Source organism: Campylobacter concisus, from assembly GCF_003048985.1.
Taxonomy (GTDB): domain Bacteria; phylum Campylobacterota; class Campylobacteria; order Campylobacterales; family Campylobacteraceae; genus Campylobacter_A; species Campylobacter_A concisus_AY.
On the sequence record NZ_PIRS01000011.1, the window covers coordinates 31,822 to 44,001 of the forward strand.

Sequence of the window (12,180 nt, forward strand, 5' to 3'; positions counted from 1 at the left end):
AGGATAAAAAATGGCAGAAAAAAGAAAATATTCACGCAAATATTGCAAATTTACAGAAGCAAAGATTGATTTTATAGACTACAAAGACACTTCGCTTTTGAAGTATTGCTTGTCAGAGAGATTTAAAATCATGCCAAGACGCCTAACTGGCACATCAAAAAGATACCAAGAGATGGTAGAAAAAGCGATCAAGAGAGCTCGCCACGCAGCTATCATACCTTATATAGTTGATCGCAAAGACGTAGTTTCAAACCCTTTTGAAGGTCTATAATCCATAAATTTTAGCCCTATTTTGGGCTAAAATCTTTTAAATTTAACTCTTAATTTTTACTCTTTCTAAGTTTTTATAAAAAATCTTAAATTTATAAGCATTTTAAAAATACCAAGCTAGCCAAATTTATCTAAATATTGTCTAATTTTTAAATTTGCCTCGTAAATTTTTCACGCTTTTTGAAAACTTTTTTATAAATTTACTAGCCAATTTTTTAAATTTTATAAGCATTTTAAAGCCACCAAAGTAGCCAGATTTCTCTAGACGTTGTCTATTTTTAAAATTTACATATTAAATTTCATCAAGTTTTTTTAAAAGTTTTTTATAAATTTCACTCGATAAATTCTTAAATTTATGCACCATTTTTACAATAACAATATTCCACAAAGGCTTTAAATTTGGCTATTCAGTTTTATATTTGTTTAATGGTTAAATTTAGAGCTATTTTACCCATAAAAATACTACAAAACGACACAAAATACTAGACAACACAAAATAAAATTTGAAATTTAAAACAAGAGTTAAAAGTGGGTAATAAATTTAGGGGCAAAGCGCCCCTAGTTTTAGTATAGACCAAAAGTTCCGTCTGTTCTTTTGTAGATGACACGCATTTTGGCATCGACATCGTTAAATACATAAAATTGTTTATCGCTTGATTTTAGTTTATCAAGTGCCTCTTCTACCTCAAGAGGTTTGTAAATTTCAAGCTCCATAGGCACGATCTCCTCGACACCTTCGATCTTTTCTTCGCCTATTCTTGAGCGAAATTCTTTATCATCGGCCTTACCTTTTACGGTAAATTTCTTATCATGTTCCCTTCTTAAAACTTTTGAAGCCTTTTCGATAGCAAGATCTATCGCCGCATAGAGATCTTTATCCTTTTGGCGGACGACTATCGTATCTTTATGTGCCATATTTAGAGAAAATTCTGCATTAAAGCCCTTTTTGCCTTGCTTTTCATCTGCTCCTACCACGCATCTTGCTGAGATGATGTCAAGGTTGTACTTGCCAAGGGTGTCAAAAGCGTCTTGGATATAGTTCTTGATGGGCTCTGTTAGCTCAAATTGTTTTCCTACAATGCTTATGTTCATCGCAATCTCCTTTATAGAAAGTAAGATGATTATAACACGACGAAACTAAAAGCAAATTAAAGTAAAATCTTTATAAAATTTTAAAGTTTTTGAAGAGTTCGTTTGTGAAAATTTATAGGATTTGAGGCTTTTTCCGGTTTTGAGCTGACAAAAACATCGAGCATTATCGTGCCTTGATTTGCTCCTTTTACTATAACAGCATCTTTGTTTTTACAAGCATCTCCCATATCGCCAAAGTATTTTACATATACTTTAAAGGTAAAAAGCTCGCCAAATTCGCCTGTTATAGCTTGGTCATTATTTCCAATGCAAGTAGTACTAAAGTCATTGCTTATGATAGCTAGCATGGCGTACTCAGTCGCCGCACGGGCTACTAGCTCACTTTGCTCTCTTAGATAAATTTCGCTATTTTGCTTAACTGAAGTGCTAGCGATCGAAAGAGCCAGCATACAAATAGAGCTTGCGATAACCACAAAAAATATCGCCGCAATGAGTGTAAAACCTCTCCTCATCAATAAACCGCCTTTGACTTACAGATGGTTATCTCTGAGTTTTTTGCCCTCATGCAAAGTTTTAGCACGATGACACCATTTTTTTCTATAAATACAAATCTCGTAACATTTTTAGCAAGGGTTGCCTTTTCGCCGTTTTTATAGCCCTGACCCATCCATGGACGATAGTCGTAGTATAAATTTAGGTCAAAGACACCATTTGCAGTATCTTTTGGATCGGCACTTTGCTCTGGCACTATGGCGTTTGCTGTGTAGGCTAGATGATACTGCTCTGAAATTTGTTTGTTTGCAAAACCAGAAATTTCTAGAGTATTGCCATCAGTGCTTTTTACGCCAACTTTTGCTATATCTAAATTTAGATTATCTTTATATCCAAAAGAGTTTTGCACATCATAATAAACATCAGAAAATATCGCTACAACGCCACCATCTTTATTTTCAAAATCCACACACCCACTCGCATCATCTTTGCAAGTTAGATCTTTTATGGTTTCAATGACTTCGGTGGTGAAATTACTTCCAGGACTTATCAGACCAGTTGCTGGCGAGCTATTAGCAAGATCTACGTAGCCGCTATATCTGCCTGCTTTGTTACTACCAGAAGGCACATCGTTAAAAATTTCATACGCATAAGGGATAAATTCTAAAATTTCATAGCCACTATTTAAATTTACCCTGCTATCGTTTAGTGGCAAAAACCCTCCACTAGGTTTTCTAGCGATCACACTTGGCTTTATGCGGTGCTCTAGCCTCTTTGAAATTTGCTCCAGCGCGATCTCTGTTTGCATCTCGAGCTCATTTACAGTCCTTGTTTGAAAGTAGTTTGAATAGATGTTCATTATAGCGTTAAAGCTCATCATAGCGATGATACCAAGGATGACTATGACAATTATAAGCTCAAGGAGTGTAAAGGCTCTTTTCATTTCCATACTTTCGTATTTAGCGAGCCACTCTCGCCTAGGTTAAAAGCGTAGGCTTTTAGCACTGATGTCGTCTCTTGTTTTGTGTCATTTTTATATGAAGTAGCAGTTACAATTATCTCTTTTACGTCACTGCTTTTTAGTGGTAAATTTGGTTTAAAATCCCCACTACCATTTTTTATTCTGGCGTTATAGTCTGAGCCGACGATATAGTCTCTGTTTTGATTTGCCGTGTTTAAATTTTTATTTCTTTTTTCGTAGTAATCTACCGATCTTATCGATGCATCTGGTGGCTCTAGTTCTGGTGAGTTTTCATAGGCAAAAACTCTATGACCATCGCCTGTTATTTTGTTTATCTTATAAAATTCATTTCTTTTATCGCCTGGCTTTAAGATGATAGGAAAGAAATAAGCTGTATCAGCGCTAGCACTAACGCTTGAGGCTTTTATGATCCTATTACTAAAAGGAGCTTTTAAGATAAGTCCTATATAAGTTTTAGCGTTCATCAAGCTCTCTTGTGTAATAGCCTTTTGATTTAGCTCGGATGTCGTTTTTAAAACGAGTGGTATTGAGATGCTAATGATCGCCACAACGATGATAGAAAGGATAAGTTCTATAAGAGAAAAGCCTCTTTTTACCAAGAAATTCTCCTATTTGTCTTATCGCTTAGATCGTTAAAGTTATTTTCACCACCTACAACATTTCCTACATCGCCTCTATCTGAGCCACTTTTTAAGGTCTTGCCAGCCCAGTCGCCATTTGGCACGAGAAATCTCACATTAAAGTCGCTTGTTGCTGCATTTTTATCAAATTCATTATATATTTGCCACTCTCTTGCATGCATTTTAACCACATCAGTGACTGCTTTTGGATTGCTTATAAAGATAGTTTGAACTCCGTCTTGGACAGCGCTTACATCATTTCTTAAAATGGTTTCACTAATTTTATTTGTAAAACTAAAATCTGAAAACGCAAGCATGCTTGCTCTATAGTGTGGATTAACAAACCAAAAAGGAGCCGATGGAAATTCTTGCCATGTCTCTCCAGTTGTTTGGTCTTTCATATATTCATTTTTGTCACATCCATTACAATAAGCTCCATAGTAAATTTTAGCTAAAAATCCTAGATACGAACCCTCATAATATGGAGCATAGACTCTGCCATAGTAAAGTTTAGCAGATGTTTTTTCACTAGGACTTGGTTTTGTATATGGCGCACTGCCTAATTTTCCATCGGTTATGCTTTTAAACCCAAAGTCATCACTTGAGACTGTGAAAGGATTTTTCGCAAGATTTACCTTTCTAGCAAAGTTAAAATAGACTTCAGCAGTCGCTTTACCATCTTTAAACGCACTCTTTTCAACGTAGAACATTCCTTTTGTCGCAGTTGGCCCAATGCGCTTTTTTGTCCTTGAAAAAAGTACCTGAAAGAATAAAATTTCATCATTTGCTTTTTCGAGCGTGCCAGCGTTTCCGTCATTATCTGTGTAGTTTAATGGCACTTGATCAAGCCCTATATCAAAACTAGTGACATTAGCATAGCATCCGTCTTTATAAAAAGTTGCAGTGTCGCGGTTAAATAGCCTTGCTACAACATCAAAAGTCACTTTCACCTTTTGGTGATAGCTACTATCGATATAGGTAACACTATCGCTTGGTATTATTTTTAGATTACTTATCTCAAGATCTTCTGGCTTAAATTGAAATAAAATGTTATTTCCTTGTTTTATCGCCATATCACAACCAACCCTACCTTCGTTGTCTGGGTCATTTTCACTTGAGTCTCTCACGCAGTCATCTGCTCTTGGGCTGACATGCTTATCATTTTTAGTGTAGCTTGTATCTTTTATCTCAAAGTATGCATTACCTATATCAGAAAATGAAAATGGTTCTTCAGCCCCAGAAGAATTTAATCTAAAAATATTACCGATGGCTTTATTCTCTTTATCAAAAACAACTTTTAGTCTATTGTCACTCAATAATCCTGAAGCATCACAACCGACTAAATTCATAGGATGAAGCCCAGCAACTTCATTTGAATTGCTTATGCCATCTATCGTATTTATATAGCCTTTTGCTATTACGTCATCACTTGTTAAAGCAGCGAGCTTATAGTTTGTGTATGATTTTCCACCTACAAGGTCGAGATTTTTTCTTACAACAGCATTTAAATCTGTGTCATATACAGCAAAATAACTAGGTCTAACAGCAAAGTCATCTAAATTTTCGCAAGCTACGATCTTGGTCTGTGTCGCAGGAGTGGCTTGTGAGGCTCTGGTATGTGAAATTCTAAATTTAAGGCTCTTATATGCCTTATCTACCTTGATGCCTTCTAGTAAGACCTCGCTTTTTCCATTAAATTTTATATCATCTTTTTTATATAGATTTTTATCTTCGCCTACATATAAACTTGTATCATCATCACAAGACTTAACTAGCTCTACCTTTACATCTCCTACCAAAGAATTTGGCTCTTTTTTACTACCATCTTCTCCGTAGTTTGTTATATATACATTAAAAGGCTTTCCTATTATTTGAGTAAGAAGTCTATTTTTATTTTTTCCGCTTCCATCGTCTTGATTAGTGCTTGGCACAAAGTCATTAGGTTCATCTTCTTCCGTTTTTATATTATAAGAGTAAGGATCACATTTTTTTATATAAGTGTCATAAGGCTTTAATTGTATAGTGCTATTTTCGATTGTAGCTTTGTAGCTATTTTCTGCAAATTTAGAATCAAGTTTCGTATCAAAAACCATATAAGAAAAATTGCTAAAATTTGCGTTTAGAGAGCCGCCTTCACCTGTAGCTGCATTTGCGCCATGTCCTATAAAAAATGTTAAAGTATTATTACTCGCCCTTTGCAAGCCAGTATTGTCACTAATGATCCTCCCATAATATGGATCACTCTCAGAAAAAGAAGAATTTGCAGTAATCTTTATCGCCGCTGATGAGTTTTCAACATATGTCTGACTTGGATCTATTTTTACTTTTAAAGCAATATTTTGAGCCAACTCATTTGTAGGATTAGTTAGCTTTAAGATGGTTCTTAAAGTAGTGCCTTTTGGCAAATTTGTGCTAACAGATGAGTTTTTTACCAGTGGCGTAAAGCTTGTTTCATTTGGCTTTTTATAGCTAATATCTTCCACATAACATAAACTTGGTCTATACACGCGAGTAGAAAAAGCCACAAGAGCTAAATTTATAGGCTCACTATTTACTCCACCATAGTTATTTTCGGCAACTGTAAATTTCATATTAACTTTTCTTAGTTCAGGATACATAAAATTTGATACGTTAAAGACATCTAGGTCTAGTTGGTTATTATAAACTCTCTTAGGGTTCATCAGTTTGTCAAATTTTGTAAAAGACGAGTTAAATTGATTATTTATCGGGTTTTCTACATTATACACTGTATCACTATTGCCATTATCATCAAATGGCAAATACGGCTTTTGTATCTGTATCTTTTCTCCATCTACTTCACGCTTAGAACCAAGGGCAAAAACTGTCAGTGATGCATCCATACTTCCACTTCTTGGCATATAAATATCATCAAAACTTATATCATAGCTATTAGTATGAACAGTCGGAGAGCTATTTTCTTTTATCGGCTCTGGCGCCAACATCTTAAGACCATCATATATAGTTATCATCTTTGGTTCTATGTCATTTTTTATAGCAATTTCATCATCAAAATCATATATGATAAGCAAAGTCCAACCAGCATATTGCGAAGGAGAGTATTGATCCCAGTAGCCGTTGTCATTTTCCCCAAGAAAATATGAAAGCACACCTTTTCTACACCAATTTAAATCTCGAATCTCACCAAAGCGGTTATATACATATGGATCATTTACATCTATAAATTCACAAGTCCCATCAACAGAAGTAGCCCTTATATTTCCAGCTGCAAATGTCCTACTTGCGTTTGATTCACCAAAACTCTCTTTTACCTCTTTTGTCACATCTGCACTTGCTGTATAAAGATAAGTTATACCAGCTTTAATCGGTGTCCATTGGTGACCAATATTAGGAACCCACGACGCATCCATTAAAGCATCATACGACATTGACTTTGGACGATACTCGCTAAAAGAGCCAAACCATCTTACATCTTCCGGTTTGGCATCTATCGTTATTACTTGCGATTTACCAGGGACTTTAAAATCTATCTGCGAGTAGCCTTTTAAAAATTTCATCGCATTTGAATAAAAATTTATACCACTATCTGCTGTATCGTATGGAACATTCCAGTTTTGCGTGATAGACCCAGCCCAATAAAGCCTAGCATATACTATGTTTTTGCCTGTTAGATGGTCTCGGATATGGCTAACTTTTTCACTAAAGTCAAAGGTGGATTGCTCTGAATTTTGACAATAAGAAGGATCGTTTGGATAATATTTAAAATAAGTTTGACAAATTTTAGAGCTATTTGCAGGGAAATTTGCATTATTTATGAAAGTTTTATTTACAAGACCAGATGCAGCTCCGCCACTAAAGCTGTATCCTTTATTATAAGGTGATTCATTTGGTAGCATGATCGTTGCACCAATAACAGCCATATCTCCATTTACCCTAGTGATATTTTTGCCGTCTATCTTTCTTATAGTAATACCATCTTTGGCATTATTATCTAACGCTCCTACTAAAGGTTCCGCATCTATCAATGGCTTTCCTTGACTATCATAACCTGTTACAAATGAATAAAGATAGTATCCATCATTAGCAGTGCCACCATTATTGGCATCGCCACCAGAGAAACTTGTCGTATATATGCTCCAAGTTCTATTAAATTTTTTTATACAATGTGGGATATTTTTAGGAGAGCCAGATTTATCTTCTTCGTCATCCATCATACATTTATAGCTTATATTGCCAAGTAGGGGGAGGTTACAACCAATAGAATTTTCTTCGCTTGGTGTGCACTCTCTAACTGCAGAAAAACTAAATGTAACAACAAAACAGAGTAGATATACTATCCTACGCAAGAAAGTGCCCTCCTTATAACAATAACAAATCAATCATTGATTTTATAGATGTTTTACTGCTTTTGTATGAAATTTTCTATCATTTCAGCTTGTCCGTATTGTGGATACTTTGTAACGTCAAGCACTACTTGAGATAAAGTCATATTGTCCATATTACAAACGATAGGAGCTACGAAATTCACGGTTGATTTCTCAAGTGGAAGGGCAACTACGATGATGTTGTAAATTCTAAGTTGTGAGCTCTCTTTAATGTCCATAAGCTCTTCGTAGTAGCTTGGGATGTCAAATTCATAACTTCTTAACGCAAAAGGATTTATCATAGTAAAAGATGTTTCGTCATCTTTACTTGCTAACTTAACAAAAAATTTATCGAGCTCAATCAGTTCCATCGTCTTGATATGCTCAAAGCCTAAAATAGGGCTTTTAACACTAAAAATCATACTAACTCCTGTTTTGTAAAATTGCCTTATTTTAGCATAGTTTTAAAAAATTTATACAAAAATAATGCCAAAAAATGTAAAATAAGCGAATTTAAAATTTTTAAGGAAAAGCATGAAAAGATTTTCTAAATTTCTAGCAGTCGTAGCTCTTTTAGGGCTTTTTAGTGGTTGTGCTGAAAAATACACCGAACTTTACAATCTAACTCCAGACGAGTGGTACGCTCAGGTCATCGCTGACATAAAAGATGGCGATCTGGAGTCAGCTGATAAACACTACGTTTCAATGGCTAGCGAGCACGTTGCAAGCCCACTTTTGGAGCAAATTTTACTCATCCTTGCCCAAGCTCACGCGAATGATGAAGAGTATCTCATGGCAAATCACTATCTTGATGAATACATCAAAAGATACGGCGATAACGGCCCAAAAACAGAATTTGCCCAATATCTAAAGATAAAAGCAAATTTTGACTCATTTACCCAGCCAAACCGCAACCAAAAGCTAATGGAAGATAGCGTAACTGAGATCGAGAAATTTCTTTATATGTATCCAAACACCGAGTATAAGCCACTTATCGAGACTATGCTTATCAAATTTAAGCTCGCACTTTACTTCTTAGATATGCAAATAGCAGATCTTTACAAGAGAACTGGCCGTGACGTTTCGGCTAAAATTTACGAGCAAAAGCTAGAAGAGTCGCCGTTTAAAAACTCAGATCTTATCAAACCTGACGTGGCATGGTATAGAAAACTGTTTGAATAGGAGAAATTTTGCAAATAAACGAAAACAAAGGCTTCCCAACTGAGATCCCTATTATAGTTGAGGACGAGCTATTTTTATATCCATTTATGATAACGCCGCTTTTTTTAAGCGACGAAGAAAATTTAAAAGCGCTTGAGCTTGCCATACAAGGAGAGACACCGATCCTTGTCGTGCCTACAAAGCCACAGCAAGACGGCGCTAGAGACTTTGATGGCATCTATGACGCAGGCGTTATCGGCACGATAATGCGCCGTGTGCCGCTACCTGACGGACGCGTAAAAGTGCTATTTCAGGGCATCGACAAAGGTAAAATTTTAAAACAATCAGGTATAAACCCACTCCGCGGCATCGTCGATATGCTCCACGTAAAGCGCCCATCGCAGGTCAAGACTGACGCTCTCATCGTAGTTTTGAGAGAAAAAGTAAGAGAGCTTTCGCAGTTTAGCCACTTTTTCCCACCTGATCTTTTAAAGACGATCGAAGAGAGCGCTGAAGCGATCAGAGTTTGCGACCTAGTCTCAAGCGCGCTTCGCCTAAAAAAACAGATCGCTTATAGCTTTTTTGTCGAAGAAAATTTAGAGCAGCGCCTACTAAAGCTCATCGACTACGTCATCGAAGAGATCGAGGCAAACAAGCTTCAAAAAGAGATCAAAAATAAGGTTCACTCAAAGATCGACAAGACGAACAAAGAGTACTTTTTAAAAGAGCAGCTAAAGCAAATTCAAGCTGAGCTTGGAGCGGACACGAGCCGTGAAGAGGAGCTTGAGGAGTACCGCAAAAAGCTTGATGCGAAGAAGAAATTTATGGCTGAGGATGCCTATAAAGAGATCAAAAAACAAATAGACAAACTCTCTCGCATGCACCCAGACTCAGCCGACGCGAACACCTTGCAAAGCTACCTTGACTGGGTACTTGAAATTCCATTTGAAAACATAGCTAAGAAAAAGTCATCTATCGCCGAAGTGAGCAAGCACCTAAATGCTGACCACTACAGTCTTGAAAAGCCAAAAGAGCGCATAGAGGAGTATTTTGCCTTGCGCGAGCTTTTGGAGCTTAGAGGTGTTGGCGAAAAGGTAAATAACGGCGCCATTTTATGCTTTGCAGGCCCTCCAGGTGTAGGTAAAACAAGCCTTGCAAACTCGATCGCAAAGGCACTAAAGCGTGAGCTAGTTAGGATCGCACTTGGCGGACTTGAGGACGTAAACGAGCTAAGAGGGCACCGCCGCACCTATATAGGCGCTATGCCAGGTCGCATCGTGCAAGGTCTCATAGAAGCCAAGCAGATGAACCCAGTGGTTGTTTTAGACGAGATCGACAAGGTTGGCAGAAGCTATAGAGGCGATCCGACCGCTGTTTTACTTGAAATTTTAGACCCAGAGCAAAATAATAAATTTAGAGACTACTACCTAAATTTCAATATCGATCTTAGCAAAATCATCTTCATCGCCACAGCAAATGACGTGAGCATGATACCAGCTGCACTTCGCGATAGGATGGAGTTTATCGAGCTTAGTTCATACACCCCACAAGAGAAATTTGAGATCGCTAAAAAATATCTCTTACCTCAAGAGCTTAAAAAGCACGGCCTAAAACCAAGCGATGTAAGCATCAGCAAAGAGGCACTTGAGCTAATAATTAGCGACTACACAAGAGAGAGCGGTGTGCGAAATTTACGCCGCAGGATCGCTGATATACTAAGAAAAGTCGCCAAAAATATCCTCACCAAAAAGAATGAAGGCAAGATCAGCGTCACGGCTAAAAATTTAAAAGAGTTTTTAGAGAAAAAGGTCTATGAGATCGAGCCAGCGGATAAAAAAGATCAGATCGGCTTGGTAAATGGCCTTGCGTGGACTAGTGTCGGTGGCGACGTGCTAAGGATCGAGGCTATCAGGATCCAAGGCAAAGGCAATATGCAAATCACCGGCCAACTAGGCGACGTGATGAAAGAGAGCGCTCAGATCGCATTTAGCGTGGTAAAAGTGCTGATAGATAACAAAAAGCTAAAAGTGCCGATGGCTATCGTGCCAAAACTAGATGATGACAAGCATAAGCTCGAAGCCAGCGATGTTTATAGGCGATACGACCTTCACTTGCACGTGCCAGAAGGTGCTGTGCCAAAAGATGGCCCAAGTGCTGGTATCACTATGGCAACTGCGATCGCGTCGATACTGACTGACACAAAAGTCAAACACGACATCGCAATGACTGGCGAGATCACGCTAACTGGCAGAGTTTTACCTATCGGCGGACTAAAAGAGAAGCTCATCGCCGCTCACAAAGCTGGCATCAAAACAGCTCTGATACCTCGTAAAAACTATGACCGCGACCTTGTCGATATCCCAGCCGAAGTAAAAGCTGATATGAAGATCATCGCAGTAGATACGATCGATGATGTGCTAAAAAACGCTCTTGTAGCTAAAAAATAATCCCTACTCTAGCCCCATTTTGTCTCACTTGGGGCTAGAGAAATTTATAAATTTTGACAATCCTAAAATCCAAATAAAAAGTCATATAGCGCATAGATGTAGTTAATAATTTAAATAACATAACACATGCGACACACTAAAAAACAAATTTTAAAATTTATGAGCGAGCGTATCACGACTCTAAATTTATAAAATTAGTAAATTACTAAGGCGAGCAAGTAAAGTTTAAAATTTGTAAAATTGCTTTGCTAAATCAAGTGAGTGTCAAGTAAATTTTAAAATTTCATTAGCGAGCAATTTCGGCTCTAAAATTTGAGCTAAGCGGCAAGCGAAGCCAAATTTTAGTATGTAATTCTTGCGAGTGAGTGGAATTTTAAAAATTTATGAAATAGTAAATTTATTTTTAAAATCTGTAATTTAAATTTTAAAATTTATGAGCGAGCATATCACGCTTCTAAATTTAGTGGCAAATATTTATGAGCCCTAAATTTAGTAAGCTGCTAAGGCGAGTGAGTAAAATTTTAAAATTTGTTTTGCGATATAAATTTATTAAAAAGGGAGACAAGGGGACTCGAGTTACGAAGCCGTCCCCTTATCCCCCTTTTTAAATCCCTCCTCTGCTCGCAGTTACGAGACGAAGTTGAAGTAAAAACCCCTCGCACGTTCAAGGTGCATGCTCCAGCGCTTCGTACTGCATGCGCTTTATCATCGGGCAAGTGTCAGGCAAATTTTAAAATTTCATGAACGAGTAATTTCGGCTCTAAAATTTGAGC

Annotated in this window: 9 protein-coding genes; 3 read left to right on the top strand and 6 right to left on the bottom strand. The window is 37.1% G+C overall.

Annotated features, from left to right (window positions below; all coding sequences use genetic code 11):
- The first annotated feature begins 10 nt into the window (after nucleotides 1-10).
- Entirely contained in the window at nucleotides 11-271 is a 261-nt protein-coding gene (rpsR, locus tag CVS91_RS07900; protein WP_004317775.1) for a 30S ribosomal protein S18, read from the top strand.
- 563 nt (nucleotides 272-834) lie between these two features.
- Here the strand turns inward: rpsR and hpf are convergent.
- The 6 genes from hpf to fliW all read right to left on the bottom strand — a co-directional run bounded on the left by hpf (nucleotide 835) and on the right by fliW (nucleotide 8,221).
- The gene (gene hpf / locus CVS91_RS07905; RefSeq protein ID WP_004317788.1) at nucleotides 835-1,362 is read right to left on the bottom strand and encodes a ribosome hibernation-promoting factor, HPF/YfiA family; all 528 of its coding nucleotides are present in this window, start codon (nucleotides 1,360-1,362) and stop codon (nucleotides 835-837) included.
- Nucleotides 1,363-1,442: 80 nt separating this feature from the next.
- Entirely contained in the window at nucleotides 1,443-1,874 is a 432-nt protein-coding gene (locus tag CVS91_RS07910; RefSeq protein ID WP_107831448.1) for a type II secretion system protein, read from the bottom strand.
- Nucleotides 1,874-2,797: a prepilin-type N-terminal cleavage/methylation domain-containing protein gene (locus tag CVS91_RS07915; protein ID WP_107831450.1), complete on the bottom strand. Its 924-nt coding sequence runs from the start codon at nucleotides 2,795-2,797 to the stop codon at nucleotides 1,874-1,876. Before CVS91_RS07915 ends, CVS91_RS07910 begins: the two co-directional genes overlap by 1 nt.
- Nucleotides 2,794-3,435: a prepilin-type N-terminal cleavage/methylation domain-containing protein gene (locus CVS91_RS07920; RefSeq protein WP_107831452.1), complete on the bottom strand. Its 642-nt coding sequence runs from the start codon at nucleotides 3,433-3,435 to the stop codon at nucleotides 2,794-2,796. The genes CVS91_RS07915 and CVS91_RS07920 overlap by 4 nt, the downstream gene beginning before the upstream one ends.
- The gene (locus CVS91_RS07925) at nucleotides 3,429-7,781 is read right to left on the bottom strand and encodes a hypothetical protein (protein ID WP_159071409.1); all 4,353 of its coding nucleotides are present in this window, start codon (nucleotides 7,779-7,781) and stop codon (nucleotides 3,429-3,431) included. The genes CVS91_RS07920 and CVS91_RS07925 overlap by 7 nt, the downstream gene beginning before the upstream one ends.
- A gap of 53 nt (nucleotides 7,782-7,834) precedes the next feature.
- Nucleotides 7,835-8,221: a flagellar assembly protein FliW gene (gene fliW, locus CVS91_RS07930; protein WP_021087648.1), complete on the bottom strand. Its 387-nt coding sequence runs from the start codon at nucleotides 8,219-8,221 to the stop codon at nucleotides 7,835-7,837.
- Nucleotides 8,222-8,333: 112 nt separating this feature from the next.
- Here fliW and CVS91_RS07935 point away from each other — a divergent pair, with 112 nt between their 5' ends.
- A complete protein-coding gene (locus CVS91_RS07935; RefSeq protein ID WP_009294177.1) occupies nucleotides 8,334-8,981 on the top strand; it encodes an outer membrane protein assembly factor BamD in 648 nt (215 codons plus the stop codon).
- A gap of 8 nt (nucleotides 8,982-8,989) precedes the next feature.
- The gene (gene lon, locus CVS91_RS07940) at nucleotides 8,990-11,407 is read left to right on the top strand and encodes an endopeptidase La (RefSeq protein WP_107831456.1); all 2,418 of its coding nucleotides are present in this window, start codon (nucleotides 8,990-8,992) and stop codon (nucleotides 11,405-11,407) included.
- The last annotated feature ends 773 nt before the right edge of the window (nucleotides 11,408-12,180 follow it).

Bases quoted from the DNA above. Each gene is read 5' to 3' on its own strand.
- rpsR (WP_004317775.1), top strand. From the start codon at position 11: ATGGCAGAAAAAAGAAAATATTCACGCAAATATTGCAAATTTACAGAA.
- hpf (WP_004317788.1), bottom strand. From the start codon at position 1,362: ATGAACATAAGCATTGTAGGAAAACAATTTGAGCTAACAGAGCCCATC.
- CVS91_RS07910 (WP_107831448.1), bottom strand. From the start codon at position 1,874: ATGAGGAGAGGTTTTACACTCATTGCGGCGATATTTTTTGTGGTTATC.
- CVS91_RS07915 (WP_107831450.1), bottom strand. From the start codon at position 2,797: ATGAAAAGAGCCTTTACACTCCTTGAGCTTATAATTGTCATAGTCATC.
- fliW (WP_021087648.1), bottom strand. From the start codon at position 8,221: ATGATTTTTAGTGTTAAAAGCCCTATTTTAGGCTTTGAGCATATCAAG.
- CVS91_RS07935 (WP_009294177.1), top strand. From the start codon at position 8,334: ATGAAAAGATTTTCTAAATTTCTAGCAGTCGTAGCTCTTTTAGGGCTT.